General features: G+C 72.2%; 21 protein-coding genes and 2 pseudogenes. 15 read left to right on the top strand and 8 right to left on the bottom strand.

The genetic code is table 11. From position 1 onward, the window contains the following. Positions 1-90: 90 nt before the first annotated feature. On the top strand, positions 91-366 hold the full coding sequence (locus FHR33_RS08225) for a GlsB/YeaQ/YmgE family stress response membrane protein (RefSeq protein WP_183645382.1): 276 nt from the start codon (positions 91-93) through the stop codon (positions 364-366). Positions 367-570: 204 nt separating this feature from the next. Here FHR33_RS08225 and FHR33_RS08220 read toward each other — a convergent pair whose 3' ends face one another. From FHR33_RS08220 to FHR33_RS08210, 3 genes are read right to left on the bottom strand one after another with little or no spacing between them, the layout of a single operon-like run. Continuing rightward, a complete protein-coding gene (locus FHR33_RS08220; protein WP_183645381.1) occupies positions 571-1,320 on the bottom strand; it encodes a hypothetical protein in 750 nt (249 codons plus the stop codon). 43 nt (positions 1,321-1,363) lie between these two features. Further along, positions 1,364-2,305: a M56 family metallopeptidase gene (locus tag FHR33_RS52480; RefSeq protein WP_183645380.1), complete on the bottom strand. Its 942-nt coding sequence runs from the start codon at positions 2,303-2,305 to the stop codon at positions 1,364-1,366. Then, complete coding sequence (locus tag FHR33_RS08210; protein ID WP_183645379.1) at positions 2,302-2,676, bottom strand: BlaI/MecI/CopY family transcriptional regulator; 375 nt, start codon at positions 2,674-2,676, stop codon at positions 2,302-2,304. The genes FHR33_RS52480 and FHR33_RS08210 overlap by 4 nt, the downstream gene beginning before the upstream one ends. A gap of 37 nt (positions 2,677-2,713) precedes the next feature. Between FHR33_RS08210 and FHR33_RS08205 the strand changes: the two genes are divergently transcribed. Then, positions 2,714-2,884 (top strand): hypothetical protein, encoded by a 171-nt coding sequence (locus FHR33_RS08205; protein WP_183645378.1) that lies wholly within the window; start codon positions 2,714-2,716, stop codon positions 2,882-2,884. Between the two features lie 15 nt (positions 2,885-2,899). Here FHR33_RS08205 and FHR33_RS08200 read toward each other — a convergent pair whose 3' ends face one another. Then, positions 2,900-3,589 (bottom strand): FCD domain-containing protein, encoded by a 690-nt coding sequence (locus FHR33_RS08200; protein WP_221241001.1) that lies wholly within the window; start codon positions 3,587-3,589, stop codon positions 2,900-2,902. A 115-nt stretch (positions 3,590-3,704) separates the two neighbouring features. Here FHR33_RS08200 and FHR33_RS08195 point away from each other — a divergent pair, with 115 nt between their 5' ends. Genes FHR33_RS08195 through FHR33_RS08175 form a run of 5 tightly spaced genes read left to right on the top strand, consistent with a single transcriptional unit; the run spans position 3,705 to position 10,048 of the window. After that, positions 3,705-5,309, top strand: a complete 1,605-nt coding sequence (locus tag FHR33_RS08195) for an ABC transporter substrate-binding protein (RefSeq protein ID WP_183645377.1) — start codon at positions 3,705-3,707, stop codon at positions 5,307-5,309. Next, positions 5,306-6,265 carry an ABC transporter permease gene (locus FHR33_RS08190; RefSeq protein ID WP_183645376.1) on the top strand — a complete coding sequence of 320 codons (960 nt, stop codon included), beginning with the start codon at positions 5,306-5,308 and terminating at the stop codon, positions 6,263-6,265. Before FHR33_RS08195 ends, FHR33_RS08190 begins: the two co-directional genes overlap by 4 nt. After that, on the top strand, positions 6,265-8,160 hold the full coding sequence (locus FHR33_RS08185) for a dipeptide/oligopeptide/nickel ABC transporter permease/ATP-binding protein (protein ID WP_183645375.1): 1,896 nt from the start codon (positions 6,265-6,267) through the stop codon (positions 8,158-8,160). Before FHR33_RS08190 ends, FHR33_RS08185 begins: the two co-directional genes overlap by 1 nt. After that, positions 8,157-9,146, top strand: coding sequence for an oligopeptide/dipeptide ABC transporter ATP-binding protein (locus FHR33_RS08180; protein ID WP_183645374.1), 990 nt, complete (start codon positions 8,157-8,159; stop codon positions 9,144-9,146). The genes FHR33_RS08185 and FHR33_RS08180 overlap by 4 nt, the downstream gene beginning before the upstream one ends. Next, a complete protein-coding gene (locus FHR33_RS08175; RefSeq protein ID WP_312895418.1) occupies positions 9,143-10,048 on the top strand; it encodes a dihydrodipicolinate synthase family protein in 906 nt (301 codons plus the stop codon). Before FHR33_RS08180 ends, FHR33_RS08175 begins: the two co-directional genes overlap by 4 nt. Positions 10,049-10,088: 40 nt before the next feature. Here FHR33_RS08175 and FHR33_RS08170 read toward each other — a convergent pair whose 3' ends face one another. Continuing rightward, the gene (locus FHR33_RS08170; RefSeq protein ID WP_312895417.1) at positions 10,089-11,153 is read right to left on the bottom strand and encodes an FUSC family protein; all 1,065 of its coding nucleotides are present in this window, start codon (positions 11,151-11,153) and stop codon (positions 10,089-10,091) included. A gap of 74 nt (positions 11,154-11,227) precedes the next feature. Then, on the bottom strand, positions 11,228-12,913 hold the full coding sequence (locus tag FHR33_RS08165) for an efflux RND transporter periplasmic adaptor subunit (protein WP_183645373.1): 1,686 nt from the start codon (positions 12,911-12,913) through the stop codon (positions 11,228-11,230). 148 nt (positions 12,914-13,061) lie between these two features. On the opposite strand from FHR33_RS08165, the gene FHR33_RS08160 reads away from it, so the two are divergent. From FHR33_RS08160 to FHR33_RS08140, 6 genes and pseudogenes are all read left to right on the top strand, one after another. Then, positions 13,062-14,159 (top strand): efflux RND transporter periplasmic adaptor subunit, encoded by a 1,098-nt coding sequence (locus FHR33_RS08160; RefSeq protein ID WP_183645372.1) that lies wholly within the window; start codon positions 13,062-13,064, stop codon positions 14,157-14,159. After that, positions 14,156-14,890 carry an ABC transporter ATP-binding protein gene (locus FHR33_RS08155; RefSeq protein ID WP_183645371.1) on the top strand — a complete coding sequence of 245 codons (735 nt, stop codon included), beginning with the start codon at positions 14,156-14,158 and terminating at the stop codon, positions 14,888-14,890. The genes FHR33_RS08160 and FHR33_RS08155 overlap by 4 nt, the downstream gene beginning before the upstream one ends. Next, positions 14,887-15,045: pseudogene (locus FHR33_RS52475) on the top strand (ABC transporter permease); the annotation flags it as partial. The gene FHR33_RS08155 and the pseudogene FHR33_RS52475, both read left to right, overlap by 4 nt. Positions 15,046-15,160: 115 nt before the next feature. Continuing rightward, the gene (locus FHR33_RS51630; protein ID WP_312895416.1) at positions 15,161-16,120 is read left to right on the top strand and encodes an ABC transporter permease; all 960 of its coding nucleotides are present in this window, start codon (positions 15,161-15,163) and stop codon (positions 16,118-16,120) included. 10 nt (positions 16,121-16,130) lie between these two features. Beyond that, a complete protein-coding gene (locus FHR33_RS08145) occupies positions 16,131-16,655 on the top strand; it encodes a hypothetical protein (RefSeq protein ID WP_183645370.1) in 525 nt (174 codons plus the stop codon). Further along, positions 16,642-17,343, top strand: coding sequence for a response regulator transcription factor (locus FHR33_RS08140; protein WP_183645369.1), 702 nt, complete (start codon positions 16,642-16,644; stop codon positions 17,341-17,343). Before FHR33_RS08145 ends, FHR33_RS08140 begins: the two co-directional genes overlap by 14 nt. 100 nt (positions 17,344-17,443) lie before the next feature. On the opposite strand, the gene FHR33_RS49935 is transcribed toward FHR33_RS08140, so the two are convergent. Further along, the gene (locus FHR33_RS49935; protein ID WP_246451708.1) at positions 17,444-17,782 is read right to left on the bottom strand and encodes a hypothetical protein; all 339 of its coding nucleotides are present in this window, start codon (positions 17,780-17,782) and stop codon (positions 17,444-17,446) included. Here FHR33_RS49935 and FHR33_RS53745 point away from each other — a divergent pair. Continuing rightward, positions 17,664-17,963: pseudogene (locus FHR33_RS53745) on the top strand (HAMP domain-containing protein); the annotation flags it as partial. The gene FHR33_RS49935 and the pseudogene FHR33_RS53745 sit on opposite strands and share 119 nt — an antisense overlap. On the opposite strand, the gene FHR33_RS53740 reads toward FHR33_RS53745, so the two are convergent. Further along, the gene (locus FHR33_RS53740; RefSeq protein WP_512766306.1) at positions 17,861-18,229 is read right to left on the bottom strand and encodes a hypothetical protein; all 369 of its coding nucleotides are present in this window, start codon (positions 18,227-18,229) and stop codon (positions 17,861-17,863) included. The pseudogene FHR33_RS53745 and the gene FHR33_RS53740 sit on opposite strands and share 103 nt — an antisense overlap. Here FHR33_RS53740 and FHR33_RS49925 point away from each other — a divergent pair. Further along, entirely contained in the window at positions 18,114-18,716 is a 603-nt protein-coding gene (locus FHR33_RS49925) for a histidine kinase dimerization/phospho-acceptor domain-containing protein (RefSeq protein WP_512766751.1), read from the top strand. The two genes, FHR33_RS53740 and FHR33_RS49925, sit on opposite strands and share 116 nt — an antisense overlap. Positions 18,717-18,731: the final 15 nt, after the last annotated feature.

Genomic DNA, 18,731 nt, shown 5'->3' with positions numbered 1-18,731 from the left:
CGAATGGCGGCGATGAGGTGTGCATCCGCTCCTGCCGGGCACACGGCGATCAGCTTCACCCCCCATTCGGAGCTGAGTAAGGAGCCGCACATGACGGTTACGGGCATCATCACCGCCATCGTTATCGGCGCCATCATCGGCGCGCTCGGCCGCCTGGTCGTACCAGGACGCCAGAACATCCCGATCTGGCTGACCATCGTGGTCGGCATCGTGGCCGCCTTCGTCGGCACCGCCATCGCCGGCGCCTTCGGCCTCGCCGAGACCCGCGGCGTCGACTGGATGGAGCTGGTCCTGCAGGTGATCGTCGCCGCCGTCGCCGTCCTCGTCACCGCCGGGGTGTACGGCAGGCGCGGCCTGAACCGATGACCCGTCCCGCGGCCTGACCCGCCGGCGTCCACGGATCATCTGCCCCGTCCCGGGACCGTACCGGGGCGGGGTCTCGGCCGACGTCACGGAGAGCGGTGGCCGAGACCTAGGTGTGGCGCGGCAGGCGCGAGAAGGTCTTCAGCGGCGCCGTGCTCGGCGTGGTGGCCGAGCCCGCGCCGCTGGACAGGCTCGCCGACCGGGGCCCTATCGGCTCAGATCGCTCAGCACCGCCCGGTAGGCGGCGATCCTGTCCTGGCTGGTGTCCAGGCAGCAGCTGGCGCACAGCGTCTTCTCGGCCGAGGTGTAGTAGAGGCAGCAGGTGTCGCGCAGGTAGAACAGGCCCTCACGCGCGCCCTCTCTCAGCCGCACCACCGTGCCGAGCCGGTCGAGCCCGCCGCCCGCCGCCGCCATGAACCGGTGGTAGGCCGCCTCCAGCAGGTCGACGTCGCCGCCGCGCAGGCTGGCCGAGCAGAACGCCGCCGCGCAGCCGTACGCGATGCCGCCGTGGAGCTGCCGCAGCCCCGCCCTCGTGCGCGAGCGCAGCGCGTCGGCCAGCGGCAGCAGGTGCTCCTCCAGCACCCACGCGACCAGCGTCTCCACCGGACCCTCGACGGCGGACGGCTGCCGCAGGCCCACCGCCTCGAACCCGTGGTGCTCCGACAGGCGGATGGCGACGTTCGAGGGGCGCATGTCCAGGAGCACGCCCTCCAGCGCCCACGCCAGCAGCGCCGCCGTGGTGACCCTGCCGGCGTAGACGGCGATGACGGTCAGCGCGGTGGCGTGGTCGGAGACCTGGCCGCTGGCGTGCCGCTCCGCCTCCAGGACGCGGGTGAGCTCAGGCGAGCCGGGGTCGAGCAGGCGCGAGCAGTCGATCCAGTCGTCGTGGGGGATCAGGCCGCGCTCGAGCCGGTAACGCTCGCCGAAGGCGTCGAGCCTGGCGAACACGTCGTGCATGTGAATCCTTCGTCGAGACGGAGCTACGACGAAGGATCGTAGTTCACAGCAGGGAGAGCGCGTGACAGTGGTGGGCGATGAACGCGCTCATCGCGGGCGCGGCGGCCACGACGGCGGGCCCGCCGAGCAGCAGCGCCACGGTGGCCAGGCCCGCCAGCCGCTCGCCCCTGGCCAGGGGCGCCGCGGGGCGCAGCATGCGGCGCACCCTGGTGAGCGCGCTCTGGCCGCCGGCGCCCATCACGAACGCGGGCACCCGCCCCGTGGCCAGGCCCACCAGCGCGGCGGCGATCTGCGCGCGCGGATGGCGGCGGGCGGCCACGTCGTCGGCGCGCAACTCGATCAGGCGCGCCACCTCCCGCCTGGCCACGTCGAACAGCGGGACGAAGGGGAAGGCCCTGGCGAACGCCTCCCCGGCCGCCAGCACCAGATGGTGCCTGCCGCGCACGTGCGCCCGTTCGTGCGCCAGCACCGCCGCCACCTGGGACGTGCTGAGCGAGCGGAGCGCCGCGGTGGTGATCACGGTCTTGGCGGCGCGCCCCGGCAGGCAGTAGACCAGCGGCTCGGCGTAGTCGACGACGATCGCGCCCAGCGCCCTGTCGGGACGGCCCAGCAGGGCGAGCATCGCGGCGTGCCTGCCCCGCTCCCTCCTGGCCCGCACCAGCACCGCGGCGAGGCTCGCCGCCAGCCGCGACAGCGTGATCGCGCAGACGCCGAGCGCCGCCCACGCGGACGCCCCCGGCCCTTCGGCCAGCATCATGGTGCACAGCTCGAACAGGCGGGCGAGCCCGTGGCCGACGGCGTCGGCGGGCACGGTGGCGGTCAGCACGGCCAGCAGCGCGGAGCCGACGACGGAGGCGCAGGCCGACAGCCACATGGCGATCGCGAGCCGCGGCGCCCGCTCGGCCCAGCGCGCCGCCGACAGCGGGCGCGCCAGCAGCGCGCAGGCGGCGACGGTGTAGACGGCGAGGATGAGGGCGTCGGTCACTCCTGACGGCCCTTCGGCGGGTAGACGCGCAGCGCCGACTCCAGGGCGGCGGCCTCCTCGGGGCTCAGCCGCTCGAGGAAGTGGACGAGCGTGGCGGCCTGGTTGCCGCCGCTGGCCAGCGTCTCGCGCATGAGGCCCGCGGTGTAGGCCTCCTTGCTGCTGACGGTCTCGTAGACGTAGGCCTTGCCAACGGGGTGACGGCGCAGCAGGCCCTTCTTGTGGAGCTTGTCCATCACCGTCATGACCGTGGTGTAGGCGATCTCGCGCTCGCGCCTCAGGTCTTCGAGCACGTCACGCACGGAGGCGGGGCGGCGGTAGGACCACATCCTGTCCATGATCGTGGATTCGAGGTCACCCAGAGCGCGCACCATGGGCTCATGCTACCTGCGATCGTAGGACAATCGAGGGGTGAAGACCCTCGAGGCCACCCCCATCCTCGACTGGGGCCACCCCCTGGTCGCCCGGCTCGCCGCCCAGGTGCGGGGCGCCGATGACAGGGCGAGGCTGATCGCGGCCCACCGCCTCATCGCCGCCAGGCTGAGGCCCGTCTACGCGCAGGCTGCATCCGCGCGGGTGTGATGCGCGCGGGCTTGGCTAGGTGAGCCTGGCCAGGCGGTTGCGGACACCCTCGAAGTGGGCGTGGACGGCCGCCACCGCCGCCGCCCTGTCGCCCGCCGCGACCGCGGTGTAGATGTCGCGGTGACGCCTGGCCAGGTCGGCGGGCGACTCGTCCGGCGCGCCCAGATGGTCGCGCAGCTGGTGGTAGACGTCCCAGAACGCGCCGAGCAGCTGCCCCACCAGCGGATTGCCCAGCGGCCTGTAGAGCACGTCGTGGAAGAGTCTGTCGGTCTCGGGGGAGATGATCCCCACCTCGGCCTCGGCGCTCATCCTCGCCATCACCTCGGCCACGGGAGACAGGTCGGCCTCGCCGCCGAGGTCGATGAGGCGCTCGACCAGCCCGGCCTCGAGCACCTCGCGGATCTCGACGAGATGACCGAGCTGGCGCGGGCCGTCGTCGTGCATCCTGATGCGGCTGTGGAAGGCGAGCTCGTCGACCAGGCCGTTGAGCGACATGCGGCCCACGAACATGCCGAAGCCATGGCGGATGTCGACGATGCCGACCGCCTGCAGCGCCTTGAGCGCCTCACGCACGGAGTTGCGGCTGGCGCCCAGCTCCTCCATGAGCTCGGTCTCGGTGGGCAGCGGATCGCCCGCCGCGAGCCTGCGGCTCAGGATGATCTCCTTGACGGCCTGCTGGACCTCGACCGCGCGGCTCAGTCTCACGCGTGCATCCTAGGAAACATTGGCGAAACCTTCTCTTGACCGGAACCTTCATGGAGCCTAACCTCCACTTTACCTTATTGGTAGGACGTCCCACGTCCTAGGAGAGGAGACGCCCATGTCCAGGTTGAGCCGTCGCGACTTCCTTCGCTACAGCGGGGCGACCGGCGCCGCGGCGTTCATCGCGACCACGGTCGCGGCCTGCTCCGGCGGTCCCGCCTCGACGGGATCGGTGGGCGCGGGCTCCGACACCGACCTGATCACCGCCGTCATCGGTTACGGCAACGACGGCAGCTGGGACCCCACGCAGACGGCCTCCGCCTTCGCCATGGCCGCCAACAACCACATCTACGAGGGCCTGCTGGAGACCGATCCGATCACCAGGGAGCCCTATCCCGCGCTGGCGACCGCGCTGCCGTCCGACGTGAACGCCACGCGCTGGACCTTCACCCTCAGACAGGGCGCCACCTGGCACGACGGGAAGCCCGTCACGGCCGACGACGTGGTCTTCACCTTCCAGCGCATCCTCGACCCCGAGGCCAACGTGCTGACCGGCTCGTTCTTCAGGCCGTTCCTTGAGGAGGTGAAGAAGGTCGACGACCGCACGGTCGAGCTGGTCTTCAAGTTCCCCTTCCCCGACGCGGCGCCGAGACTGTCGATCGCCAAGATCATGCCGAAGCACGTCTTCTCCCAGCCGGGAGCGTGGGACGCCGCCAAGGGCGGCAAGGCCGTCGGCTCGGGGCCCTACCGGCAGACCGCGCACAACCCGAAGTCGAACACCACCTTCGAGGCCTACGCCGGATACAACGGGCCCAGGCCCGCCACGGCCAAGAAGATGAACTGGCTGACCATCGTCGACGCCTCGGCCAGGGTCGCCAAGATCTCGGGCTCGTCGGCGGAGGCGCAGATCGCCGACAACGTCCCCTACGCCAACATCGAGCAGCTCAGGCAGCAGGGCCTGACCGTCGAGGGCGGCAAGGGCATGAACCACATGTTCCTGATGTTCAACACCGCCACCAAACCCTTCGACGACGTCCGCGTACGGCAGGCGCTCCACTACGCCATCGACAAACGCAAGATGATCGAGGTGGCGCTCAAGGGTCACGGCAGCGCCTCCAGCTCCTTCCTCAACGAGCAGCACCCCGACCACCGGCGGGCCGCCACCGTCTACGACCACGACCCCGCCAAGGCCAAGGCGCTGCTGGCGGAGGCGGGCGTGAAGGACCTGTCGATCAACCTGATGTCGGTCAACGTGAGCTGGATCGTCGACTGCCTGCCGACCATCGCCGCCTCGTGGGAGGCCATCGGCGTCAAGACCACCCTGGAGCCGCAGGAGACCACGGCCGTCTTCACCAAGATGGACCAGTCGCAGGACTACCAGGTCGTCGCCGCAGCGTCCAACCCCAACCAGTTCGGCATGGACGCCGACCTGATCCTGCACTACAACTACGTGCCAGGCGGCGTGTGGATGAAGTACACCAAGTGGGCCGAGAGCGACGACGCCAAGAAGCTGTTCGCGCTCATGGACCAGGCGACGAGGGAGCTCGACCAGGCCAAGCGGCGCGAACTGATCCACTCCTACCTCGACGTCATCGCCGAGCAGGCCGTGCTCTACCCGGTCGTCCACACCGAGCTCATGACCGCGTGGGACCCGAAGAAGCTCTCGGGCATCAGGGCGCAGGCCTACCCCGGCATCAGCCTGCTGCAGGCCAGGCGGGCATGACCGTCGTCCTGCGGATGCTGGCGCGGCGCGTCCTCATCCTGATCCCGCTGCTGCTCGGCGTGATCGCGTTCGTCTTCGTCGTGATGCGCTTCTCCAACAACAAGCCGGAGTACGCCTACTTCCAGGGCGCCAACCCGACCGCCGAGCAGATCCGCCAGTTCCAACTGGAGAACGGCCTGCTCGACCCGCTGCCGCTGCGCTACGTGCGCTTCGTCGGCGACCTGGTCCAGGGCGACCTCGGCACCAGCGTGCTCACCAAGAAGCCGGTGCTGGAGTCGGTCGTCACCGCGCTGCCGCTCACCCTGCAGCTCACCTTCCTCGGTCTCGGCGTCGCGATCGTGCTCGCGCTGGTCTTCGGCGTCACCGGCGCGCTGTTCCGCGACCGCTGGCCCGACCAGGTCATCCGCATGGTGTCGCTGATCGGCGTGGCCGCCCCCGCCTTCTGGCTGGCGCTGCTGATGATCCAGTGGCTGTCGGTGGGGGAGGGCCTCTTCCCGACCGGCGGTTACATCAACCCCGCCGACTCCCTGCCGGGATGGCTGCGCTCGATGACGCTGCCCGCCCTGTCGCTGTCGCTGCCGGTGGCCGCCCAGCTGACCAGGATCATCCGCACCTCGATGGTGGAGGAGCTCGACCGCGACTACGTGCGCACCGCGATCGGCAGCGGCCTGCCTCCCGTCGTGGTCGTCGGCCGCAACGTGCTGCGCAACGCGCTGATCAACCCGTTGACCGTGCTCGGCCTGCGCATCGGCTACCTGATCGGCGGCGCGGTGGTCATCGAGCAGATCTACGGCCTGCCCGGCATGGGCCAGCTCATGATCAACGCGGTGCGCGACGGAGACCCCGCGGTCGTCCAGGGCGTCGTGCTGACCATCGCGGTCGGCTTCATGGTCGTCAACCTGGCCGTGGACGTCCTCTACCTGCTGGTCAACCCCAGGCTCAGGAGCGCGGGCTGATGAGAAACGGACTCACCGAACGGCTGTCCCGCCCCGGCGTCGCCTTCCGCAGGCTCTCACCGCTGTCGTGGGCCGCCCTGGGCGTGCTCGCACTGGTCGTCCTGGCCGCGGTGCTCGCGCCCTGGCTGGCGCCGCACTCGCCGTACTTCCAGCAGGCCGCGGGAGGCGGGCCCTCGGCGGCGCACTGGATGGGCCTCGACAGCGCCAACCGCGACATCCTGTCCAGGCTTCTGCACGGCGCGCGCTGGTCGCTCCTCATCGGGCTGGGCGCGACCGCCCTGGCCCTGGTGGCGGGGGCGATCATCGGAGCCTTCGCCGCCACCTCCCGCAAGGCCGTCGACGAGACCGTGATGCGGATCCTCGACGTGATCATGGCCTTCCCCGGCATCGCGCTGGCCGCGGTCCTGGTGGCGGTCTTCGGTGGCAGCGTCCCCGTGCTGGTGATGGCGATCGCCTTCCTGTACATGCCGTCGGTGGCCAGGGTGGTGCGGGCCAACGTGCTCGCCCAGTACGGCGAGGACTACGTCGCGGCCGAGCGGATCATCGGGGCGCGCACGCCGTACATCCTGATCAGGCACGTCGCGGTCAACTGCGCCGCGCCCGTGCTGGTGTTCTGCACGGTCATGGTCGCCGACGCGATCGTCTTCGAGGCGTCGCTGTCGTTCATCGGAGCGGGCGTGCGCCCGCCCAACCCCTCGTGGGGCAGCGTCATCGCCGACGGCAAGAACCTCGTGCTGCTCGGCGGCTGGTGGGCGACGGTCTTCCCCGGGCTGCTGATCCTCCTGACCGTGCTCGCGCTCAACATCCTCTCCGAGGGCGTCTCGGACGCGTGGGCCGCTCCTGCCGCCCGCGCGCGGCCGTCCACGAGGAAGGCGTTCGAGCAGGCCGCCCCTGGCGAGCTCACCGCGCTGCCCGGCCTGGCCGAGGCGGCCAGGCGTCTGGCCGAACGGGCCCGACCGCTGCCGACCGGCGAGCCGATCCTCCGGGTCGCCGGGCTGAGGATCACCTTCGACGAGGTCGACATCGTCGACGGCATCTCGCTGGAGGTACGGCCAGGCGAGGTGCTCGGCCTGGTCGGTGAGTCGGGCTGCGGCAAGTCCCTGACCGCGCTGACCATCATGGGCCTGCAGCCGCGCGAGGCGAAGGTCGGCGGAACGCTGCTGTTCGAGGGCCGCGACCTGCTGACGCTCTCCAGAGGCGCCAGGCGGCGGCTCATGGGCCACGAGATGGCGATGATCTACCAGGACGCGCTCTCCTCGCTCAACCCCGCGATGACCATCAGGTCCCAGCTCAAGCAGGTCGTGCGGCGGGGCGGCACCCGCAGCCCCGCCGAGCTGCTCGAACTCGTCGGGCTCGACCCGCCGCGCACGCTGTCGGCCTACCCGCACGAGCTGTCGGGGGGCCAGCGCCAGCGGGTGCTGATCGCGATGGCGCTCTCCCGCGACCCCAAGCTGATCATCGCCGACGAGCCGACCACCGCCCTCGACGTCACCGTCCAGGCACAGGTGATCGAGCTGCTGCTGCGCCTGCGCGCCGAGCTGGGCTTCGCGCTCGTGCTGGTCTCCCACGACCTCGCGCTGGTCGCCGACGTCACCGACAGGGTCGCCGTCATGTACGGCGGGCAGATCGTCGAGACCGGCCCCACGGCCGCGCTCGTCGGCAACCCACGCCACCACTACGCGCGCGGCCTGCTGGGCTCGGTCCTGTCGCTGGAGGCGGGGGCCGAGCGGCTCACCCAGATCCGCGGCGTCGTCCCCTCGCCCGCCGACTTCCCCGTGGGGTGCAGGTTCGCCGACCGCTGCCCGATGGCCACCGAGGTGTGCCACACCGACGCTCCCGCGCTCCTCGAAGGGGTGGCCTGCCACCATCCCGCGAAGGTGGAGGTACCCGCATGATCTCCCTGACCGACGTGCACGTGGTGCACAGAGCCCGCACGGGCGGGCTGTTCTCCCGCGACCGGGTCCACGCGCTCACCGGCGCCGACCTGACCGTGGCGGCGGGGGAGACCGTCGGCGTGGTGGGGGAGTCGGGGTGCGGCAAGTCCACGCTGGCCAAGGTGCTGGTCGGCCTGCAGCGGCCGACCTCGGGCACGCTCTCCTTCCGCGGGCAGGACGTGTGGGCGATGCCCGAGTCGCGCCGCCGCCCGCTGCTCGGCGCCAGCGTCGGCATGGTCTTCCAGGACCCCTCGACCGCGCTCAACAGGCGGCTGCCGATCAGGCAGATCCTGCGCGACCCACTCACCGTCCACGGACGGCCAGGCAGGGACGCCAGGGTCGCCGAGCTGCTCGACCTGGTCGGCCTGCCCGCCTCCAGCGCCGACCTCCTGCCGGGCCAGCTGTCGGGAGGGCAGCGGCAGCGGGTGGCCATCGCCAGGGCGCTCGCCCTCGAACCGGCCCTCCTGATCGCCGACGAGCCCACAAGCGCGCTCGACGTCTCGGTCCGCGCCCAGATCCTCAACCTGCTGCTGGACCTGAAGGAAAGGTTCGGCCTGGCGATGGTCTTCGTCTCGCACGACATCCAGACCGTCAGGCGGATGAGCGACAGGGTCGTCACCATGTACCTCGGGCGGATCGTCGAGGAGACGCCGGCGCTCGCCGTCCCCCATCGGGCACGGCACCCCTACACGCGCGCGCTGTTCTCCGCGACGCCGGGGCTGCTGTCGCCGATCAACCCGATCCCGCTGGGCGGGGCGGTTCCCTCGGCCACCCGCCCGCCCAGCGGCTGCCCCTTCCGCACGCGCTGCTGGAAGGCCGACGCCCGGTGCGCGTCGTCGATGCCCGGGCCGACAGGCACGGGCGGGCACCTGTTCCGCTGTCACCACCCGGTGCCCGAAGGGGCCACCGATGTCGAACTGATCAACCAAGCGATGGAGAGCTCGTGAAGCTGACCGGCGTGATCCCTCCGGTGTGCACCCCCTTGACACCCTCCTTCGACGTGGACGGGCCGTCGCTGACCCGGCTGGTCGACCATCTGATGGACGGCGGCGTCGACGGCCTGTTCGTGCTCGGTTCCTCCTCCGAGGCCGCCTACCTGCCCGACGGGCATCGCAGGGCCGTGCTGGACACCGTGGTGGGGCACGTGGCGGGACAGGTGCCGGTGCTGGCAGGCGTGATCGACATGACCACGCTCAGGGTGCTCGACCACGTGCGCGCGGCGGTCGTGGCTGGCGTGGACGGCATCGTGGCCACCGCGCCGTTCTACGCGCGCACCCATCCGGCGGAGATCGCCCTCCATTTCCGGACGATCGCCGAGGTGGCGGAACTGCCGGTCTACGCCTACGACCTTCCGGTCTCCGTGCACACCAAGCTCGGCCGCGACCTGCTGCTGGAGCTGGCCTCCTCAGGGGTGCTGGCGGGGGTGAAGGACTCCAGCGGCGACGACGGCGGGCTGCGCTCGCTCATCCTTTCGCGGCCTTCGTCCTTCAGCGTGCTCACGGGCTCGGAGGTCACCGTGGACTGCGCGCTGTGGATGGGCGCCGACGGGGTCGTTCCGGGGCTGGGGAACGTGGACCCGCACGGCTACGCGCGCCTGTTCGCCGCGGCGAGGGCGGGGGACTGGGCGGCGGCGAAAGATGAGCAGGAGCGGCTGATCAACCTGTTCGAGCTGGTGACGGTGGGGCTGCCGAGGATGGGCGGCGGGTCGTCCGCGCTCGGCGCCTTCAAGGCGGCGCTGCACCTGCGCGGAGTCATCGACCATCCCACGACGGCCGTGCCGCAGATCCCGCTGAACGAGGAGGAGACCAGGCGGGTGGGCAAGCACCTCGCCGACGCCGGCCTCCTCTGACGCCCTCTCCCGCACCCTCCGGCCGGTCAGTTGTCAGTCGTCAGTCTTCCAGGGGCGGGAGGGAGGCGGCGGCGCTCTCGCGGTCGGCGCCCGTGGCCTGGAGCAGGTCCACGATGATCGAGCGGAGCTGGGCCGTCATCACGTCGGCGGAGAACCCCGTCCTGTCGCCGGTCTGCGCGGCGGCCACGGCGGCGATCGCCTCCCTGGCGCCCGCCGGCTCACCGCCGGAGGCGAGCTCGTCGCGCAGGAGCAGCACGGCCGCCGACAGCTGCCGGAGGGCGGGTGCCAGCCCCACGGGGACGCTCGCGCCCTGGTCGAGGGCGACGAGCGCGCGGCGGGCCAGCACCCTGGTGTTGCGCAGCGCGTGGTCGACGGGCCTGGCCGCGTTCTCGTACCGCAGCAGCAGCAGGCGACGGTGACGGCGGCGCACCGGCGAGATGGTGGCGATCTCCCTGCCCGTCTGCAGCGCCTCGGAGAACTGCTCGACTGCGCCCTGTGTGCCCCTGGCCTCCTCCAGCGCCTCGGCGGCCAGGTCGGGGTCGGCGCGCTCGACGGCCAGCGCCGTGCCGTCGAGCGCCGCGGCCAGGGCCTCGAACACCGCCGAGGCGTGCCTGCGGACGACGGCGGCCGGGCTCGCCGGCATGAGCGCGAAGGCGGCGATGCCGAGGACACCGCCGAGCAGGGCGTCCACCATCCGGTCGAGGCCGCCGGTGCCCGAGGGCGGCAGCAGGGTGGCCACCAGCACCGCCGACGAGCCCGCCTGCAGGACGATCAGCGTCCCCCTGTCCAGGAAGACCGCCACCACCATGGCCAGCGCGACCACCAGCGCGATCTGCCAGGCGCCCGAGCCGATCTGGGAGACCAGCAGGTCGCCCACCCCGACGCCGAGCCCCACCCCGACCACGAGCTCGGCCACCCTGCGCAGCCGCGCGCCCAGGCCCACGCCGACGCACAGCACCACGGCGATGGGCGCGAAGAACGGGCGCGGATGGCCGAGCAGGTCCTTGGCCACCAGCCATGCCAGAGCCGCGGCGACCGCGCACTGCCCGATCGAGGGAGCCATGAGGCGGAGCCGGTCGAGCCGTCCCCGCAGGTCGAATGTCACGGCGTCAGCATGCCCGCAAAAGATGACAAACCTGTTTCCAGGCAGAAAGCTGCCGGCGAGCTGAGCGTTGGCTGTCAGCCCTCGGGCCAGCTGCCGTCGGGGAACCCGCCGCTTCCGACCTGCCCGACCACGACCCTGTCGCCGGCCGTCAGCCCCTCCTTGACCTGCACGTACTGGTCGCCGCGCACCCCCGTCGTGACCCGCTGCTCCTTCTCACCCGACCCGGTTCGCACGGTCACCGTCGCGGTGCCGTCCTTGCCGGTCTTGACGGCCTGGGCGGGAACGTAGAGCGCGTCGTCGGCCTCGCCCGTGGTCACGGTGACGGTCGCGGTCTGCCCGAGCAGGAGGTCCTTCGGCGGGTCGTCGAAGGTGATCGTCACGGCGTAGCGCACCAGGCGTCCCGTGGTCGTGGCGGTGGGGGCGAGGTGGGTGACGGTCCCGGAGTACCGCTCGCCCTGGCGGGTGGCCAGTGTGATGACGGCCTGCTGGCCGAGGCGGAGGCTGTTGACGTCCGACTCGGTGAACAGCGCCTGGACCTGCAGCTCGTCCAGGTCGCCGAGAGTGATGAAGGCGCCGGTGCCCGCGGTGTCGCCCTTCGCGCCCGCCACCGACAGCACGGTGCCCGAGGCGGGGGCGACGATCCTGGTGCCCCTGACGGCGTCGGCGGCCTGCTCCATGGCGGCCTGCGCCTTGGCGAGGCCGGATTCGGCCTGCTCCTCGCTCATGCCGCAGGGCGTCTCGGACAGGTCCCCGCGCCGGGAGTCGGTCCGGGCCCCCGGGGTCGTCCTGCCGCTCGGGCCCGCGCTCTGCCTGCCGCCGGGGGTGGCGGTGGGCTTGCCGCTGGCGGCGCCGGTCGGCCTGCCGCTCGGGGTCGTGGCGCGGGTTCCCGCAGGGGTGAGGCTCACGGCAGGGCCGGCGGTGCGGCTCGAGGTGGGGCTGGGCCGCGCGCTGGGCCAGGCGTCCGGCCTGCCGGTGGCCGCCGGATCGGCGCCCGGCCCCGTGCCAGGCTCTGTGCCAGGCTCTGTGCCAGGCTCTGTGCCCGGCTCTGTGGTCGGCTCTGTGGTCGGATCTGTGGTCGGCCTTCCTGACGGGCTGCCCGAAGGCGAGGGGGTGGCGGTGACGGTGGCCGTCACCGTAGCCGTGACGGTCACCGTGACGGAGGGCGCGGGCTCGGTCACCGTGACCGTCACGGTGGGCGCCGGCTGCTCGAATACCGTGGGCGGGGGCGAGCCACCCGGACGCGCGACCGGGTCGGGCGAGGGTGTGAACCCCGCCCACGCCACCCTCGCCACGGACCCGCCGCCCGCGGCCGAGGAGCCCCCCGTCCCCGGCGAACCGGCCGCCCGCGCGGAACCTGCGGCGCCCGACGAGGTGTCCGAGGGCGGTGCGCAGTCGGTCGCCTGGGCCTCCTCCAGCGCGTCCTGCGCCGCGGCGACGTCCGCCTTGGCGGCGGTGTAGGCCTCCATGGCGGCCGCCGAGTCGATCCTGGCCAGCACCTGCCCCTTGCGCACCCGGTCGCCCGCCTTCACCGACAGCGCCGTGACCCTCCCCTGCGCGCCGAACGACAGGTCGCGGCTGGAGCCGTCGCTGGTGTTGCCCGTCGCCGAGACCGCCGCCGTCACCGTGCCGCGCTGGGCGGCCGCCAGCCGTACGGTGACCTGGGGTGCGGGCTCGTCGGTCAGCGCGAACAGCACGCCGGTGCCCACCAGCGCGGCCGCGGCCACGGCCAGGACGCCCGTGCGAACATACGTCGGTCTCATGGCGGCCCATCCTGGCGTGCCAGGTTCGGAGAAGGCTGCCGGGAACCTGGAGGTTGCCTGAGCGCGCCGGGCGAAGGGCGCGGCCTCTCAGCAAACACCCAGGCTTCGTGAGGCTGGAGCCAAGGATGGTGTGCGAGGGTCACGGCCTGTGAAGCTGTCGACCAGGCGCAGGGGCCTGATAACGAACGGGATCCTCGCGGTCGCGTTGCTGGGCGGGGCCGGGTTCGCCTACTCCGCGCTGGGAGCGGGCGGGTCCCCGGCCGACGCCGTGGTGCGCACGGTCACCGCGACGAGAGGCACGGTCACCGCCTCGGTGACCGCCTCGGGCGCCGTGGAGAGCGCCCTGTCACGCTCGCTGGCGTTCGGCTCCACCGGCACCGTGGAAAGGATCTACGTCAAGGTGGGCGACAAGGTCGCCAAGGGCGAGATCCTCGCCAGGCTCGACGACGACGCCGCCAGGGAGACCCTCGCCTCGGCCGCGGCCTCCTACGAGGCCGCCGTCGACGACGGCACCGCCACCACCGCGCTCTACGCCGCCTACGTCAAGGCGCGCAACGCCTACAGGGCGGCCCTGCGCGAGGTCGAGGGCACCGTCCTGAAAGCCCCCTTCGCGGGGACGGTCACCGCGCTCAACGGCGCCGAAGGTGGCTCCTCCAACGGCTCGAGCGGCGGCTCCGACGCCTCGACCGGTCAGAGCGCGGCCACCGGCTTCATCGAGCTGGCCGACACGGGCAGGCTCAAGCTCGTCGGCGCCTTCACCGAGTCGGACGTCACCAAGCTCAAGGTCGGCACGCCCGCCTCCGTCAGCTTCGACGCGCTGTCGGGCGTCACCGCCACCGGCAAGATCACCCAGATCGAGCCCGTGGCGGCCACCAGCGACAACGTCGTGCAGTACCCGGTGACGATCTCCCTCACGGAGGTGCCCGACCAGGTCAGGCTCGGCCAGACGGCCACCGTCGAGGTCGTCACCGGCACGGCGGAGAACGTGGTGACCGTGCCCTCCTCCGCCGTCACCACCGCCGGCGGCCAGAGCACCGTGACCCTCCTGAAGGACGGCCGGCAGGTCCGCACCCCGGTGGAGGTCGGGGTGAAGGGCACGGCCACCACCGAGATCAGGTCGGGCGTCGCCGAGGGCGACCTGCTCGTCCCGCCCGCGGCCACGGGCACCTCCGACCAGCAGCAGCGGCAGCCGAACAGGTTCCCCGGCGGCGGGATCACCGGCGGCATTCCTGGCGGCGGCCGATGAGCCCGCCCGTGCTCCGGGTGGAGAACCTGGTCAAGACCTACGGCGAGGGGGACGCCCAGGTCCGCGCGCTGCGCGGGGTCAGCCTCGACGTGGAACGCGGCGACTACGTGGCCATCATGGGCGCGTCGGGCTCGGGCAAGTCCACGCTGATGAACATCCTCGGCTGCCTCGACATCCCCAGCGGCGGCCGCTACCTCATCGACGGCACCGACGTCGGCGCCCTGGACGAGCACCAGCTCGCGATCCTGCGCAACCGCAAGATCGGCTTCGTCTTCCAGTCGTTCAACCTCATCCCGAGGATGAGCGCGCTGGCCAACGTGGAGCTGCCGCTCACCTACGGCGGCGTCGGCGTGGCCGAGCGCAGGTCGCGCGCCCTGGCCGCCCTGGAGCGGGTGGGCCTGGCCGATCGGGTCTACCACGACCCGAACGAGCTGTCCGGAGGGCAGCAGCAGCGCGTGGCGGTGGCCAGGGCGCTGGTGACCGCCCCTTCGCTGCTGCTGGCCGACGAGCCGACGGGCAACCTCGACACCGCCTCCACCCGCGACGTGCTGGACATCATGGACCAGCTCAGCGAGGCGGGCAGAACCATCGTGATCATCACGCACGAGGACGACGTGGCCACGCACGCCAAGCGGGTCGTCAGGCTCGTGGACGGCGAGATCATCGAAGACCGCCGCCAGGCCCCCGTGGCCGGCCCGGAGCAGGCGCCGAGCGGGGTGCGGGCCAGGTGAACCAGCTGGAGACCCTCCGTTTCGCCCTGCGCGGCCTGGCGGCCAACAAACTGCGCAGCGCGCTGACCACGCTCGGCATCCTCATCGGCGTCGCCGCGGTCATCCTCCTGGTCGCCGTCGGCGAGGGCTCCTCGCAGAGCATCCAGCAGAACATCCAGCGCCTCGGCTCCAACACGCTGACCATCTCCCCTTCCTTCTCCGGAGGCGGCGGCGGCCCCCGGCGGGGGACAGGGCTCGGCCGGGCCGCGCACGCAGGCCAGGGAGCTCACCGTGCAGGACGCCAGGGCGCTGACCGAACTGTCCTCGATCAAGAGCGTCTCGCCGGTGGTGACCTCGAACGCGGTCGCCGCCGTCCACGAGGGCGCGAGCCACTCGATCGCCCAGCTGGTCGGCACCTACCCCAGCTACTTCGAGGCGATGAACAAGCCGGTCACCGCGGGCACGTACTTCGTCAACGACGACGTCCGCGCCGCCAGGAAGGTGATGGTGATCGGCAGGACGGTCGCCGAGGCGCTGTTCGGCCGGACCGACCCCGTCGGCAGGTCGGTGAGCGTGTCAGGGGTGCCCTTCACCGTGGTCGGCGTGCTGAAGGAGTCGGGCTCGAGCGGCATGCAGGACGGCGACGACGTGGCGATCGCGCCGCTGCCGGCCGTCCAGCAGAGCCTGACCGGGTTCGGCTCGCTGGGCTCGATCGTGGTGCAGGCCACCTCGGCCGCGGCGACGGAGACGGCGCAGGCGGAGGTCACCACCGTGCTCAACCAGCGGCACGGCGTCACCTCCGCCACCGAGGCCGACTACCGCATCCTCAACCAGGCCACGTTGCAGGAGACGGTCAGCGCGGCGACCGGCACGTTCACCGTGCTGCTCGGCGCGGTCGCGGCCATCTCGCTGCTGGTGGGCGGTATCGGGATCACCAACATCATGCTCGTCACCGTCACCGAGCGGACCAGGGAGATCGGCATCCGCAAGGCGATCGGCGCGCCGAGGAGCGCGATCCTCGGCCAGTTCCTGCTGGAGGCCACACTGCTCAGCCTGGTCGGCGGCCTGTCGGGGGTGCTGGTCGCCTTCGTGGGCACCCGCTTCACGATCGCGGGGATCGAGCCCGTGCTGGTGCCGTCCTCGGTCGTGCTCGCGCTGGGCGTCTCGGTCGGCATCGGGCTGTTCTTCGGCAGCTATCCGGCCAACAGGGCCGCCAAGCTCCGCCCCATCCAGGCGCTGCGCCATGAGTAAGGAGAACGTCGTGCTCGATCAGTCACCGTTCGAGGAGCAGTTCCAGGCCCGGCCCAGGCCGCGGGCCTCGAAGCTCACGCTCGGGCTCGGCGCGGGGCTCGTGCTGGTGGTGGGGGTGATCATCGGCATCCAGGCCCAGAAGACGCTGGGCGCGCCCTTCTCGGCCGCGGGCCTCGCGGGCCTCGCGGGTCAGCCAGGGGCCAGGCCGGGGTACGGCGGGCAACCGGGCGCGGGCCAGGGGCAACAGGGGCAGCAGGGCCAGCCTGGGCAGCAGGGACAGCGGGGTATGCTCGGCGGCGCCACCGTCGGCACGGTCGAGAAGGTCGACAAGGACAAGGTGATCCTGAAGGCTGCGGACGGCTCGTCCATCACCGTGAAGACGACGGCCGAGACGGCCGTGCGCGTCACCAAGGAGGGCGAGGTCGCCGATCTGGTGGCAGGCGCCACGGTCGTGGTCCAGGGGGACAAGGGCGAGGACGGCTCGGTGCACGCCACCTCCATCAGCCAGGGAGGCGGCGCGGGTGCCAGGCGATAGACCGCCCGAGGCCAGGCTGCTGGTCGTCGACGACGAGCCGAACATCAGGGAGCTGCTGTCGGCCAGCCTCCGCCTGGCCGGATTCGAGGTCGAGGCGGCGGCGGACGGCAGGCAGGCCCTGCGCCTGTCCGAGGAGTCCAGGCCCGACCTGGTGATCCTCGACGTGATGCTGCCCGACCTGGACGGCTTCGCCATCGCCGACCGGCTGCGGGCCGGCGGCAGGCGGGTGCCCGTGCTCTTCCTCACCGCCCGCGACGCCCACGACGACAAGGTGGCGGGGCTGCGGGTCGGCGACGACTACGTGACCAAGCCGTTCAGCCTCGACGAGGTGCTGGCCAGGATCAGGGCGGTGCTGCGCCGTACGAGGGGCGGGGAGGCGGCGCCGTCCCGGCTGGAGGTGGGCGACCTGGAGCTGGACGAGGAGGCGCACCAGGTGCGCAAGGCGGGTGTGCCCGTGTCGCTGTCGCCGACGGAGTTCAAGCTCCTGCACTACTTCATGCTCAACGCGGGCAGGGTGCTGTCGAAGGCGCAGATCCTCGACCATGTCTGGTCGCACGACTACGACGGTGACGCGGGTGTCGTGGAGTCCTACGTCTCCTACCTGCGTCGCAAGCTGGACAGGGGCGAGCCTCGGCTGCTGCACACGCTGCGCGGCGTCGGCTACGTCCTGCGGGAACCCCGCCGGTGAAGGCGCTGCCGCTGTGGCTGAGGCTGGTCTCCACCACCCTGCTGCTGGTCACCCTGGCGATCACGCTGACCGGTGGGTTCGCCGTGCAGTTGCTGCGCGGCTATCTCGTCGAGCGGGTCGACCAGCAGCTGACGGCGGCGGGCAGGCCCATGAGCCTCGGCGAGGGCCCGCGGCCCGAGCCGCCCAGGCCGCTGCGGCTGCCTGGCCTGTTCCACATGGTGCTGCTCGACGACGGGGGTGAGGTGGTCAGGACCGTCGCCGAGTCGATCGACGCCGACCGGCCCGACCTGCCGAGGCTGACCTCCGAGCAGGCGGCGGGCATGGCGGGCAGGCCCTTCAGCGTGGGCTCGCTCCAGCCCGGCGGCCCCGAGTGGCGGGCCGTCGCGGTGGGCGGTCCCGAAAGGACGACCAGGATCGTGGCGATCAGCCTTGCCGACATCGACCGCACCGTCTCCCGCCTCGTGGTGATCGTCGCGGGCGTGGGCGGCGGCGTGCTCGTGGTCCTGGGGCTGGCCTGCTACTGGCTCGTACGGCGCAGCCTGCGCCCCCTCGGCGAGATCGAGGCGACGGCCGTCGCGATCGCAGGGGGAGACCTGTCCAGACGCGTGCCGCAACTGCACCGCCGTACCGAGGTGGGCAGGCTGGGGCGCGCGCTCAACGGGATGCTGGCCCAGATCGAGAGGGCGGTCAGGGAGCGGGAGGCGGCGGCCGACACGGCGGGGCGCTCGGCGGAGCTGATGCGCAGGTTCGTCGCCGACGCCTCGCACGAGCTGCGCACCCCGCTGACCTCGATCAGGGGGTTCGCCGAGCTGTTCAGGCAGGGCGCGCCCGACCTCGACAGGACCACCTGGCTGATGGACCGCATCGAGAACAGGGCCGCGCACATGGGTCTGCTCGTCGACGACCTGCTGCTGCTGGCCAGGCTCGACCAGCGCCGCCCGCTCGGGCCGGCGCCCCGTGGACCTGCTGAGCCTGGCGGCGGGCGCCGTCATCGACGCCAGGACCCTCGCTCCCGACCGCCAGGTCACGTTCGAGCGGCTGGACGGCGGCGAGGGAGAGGTCGTCGTGCTCGGCGACGAGGGACGGCTCACCCAGGTGGTCGGCAACCTGGTCGGCAACGCGCTCAGGCACACCCCCGAGGGCACGCCCTTCTCGGTCGGTGTGGGCCTGTCGGGCGGGCAGGCCGTGGTGCAGGTCGCCGACCAGGGGCCGGGGCTGCCGCCCGGCGCGGCCGAGAGGGTCTTCGAGCGCTTCTACCGCGCCGACCCCGCGCGCGGGGCCGACTCAGGCGGCACGGGTCTCGGCCTGTCGATCGCCGCCGCGCTGGTCGAGGCGCACGGCGGCACGATCAGCGCCGCCTCCCCTCCCGGTAGGGGCGCGGTCTTCCT

Source organism: Nonomuraea dietziae (genome assembly GCF_014195505.1).
Lineage (GTDB): Bacteria > Actinomycetota > Actinomycetes > Streptosporangiales > Streptosporangiaceae > Nonomuraea > Nonomuraea roseola.
The sequence above is the reverse complement of the archived record's forward strand: the minus strand, read 5'-3'. Positions and strand labels throughout refer to the sequence as shown.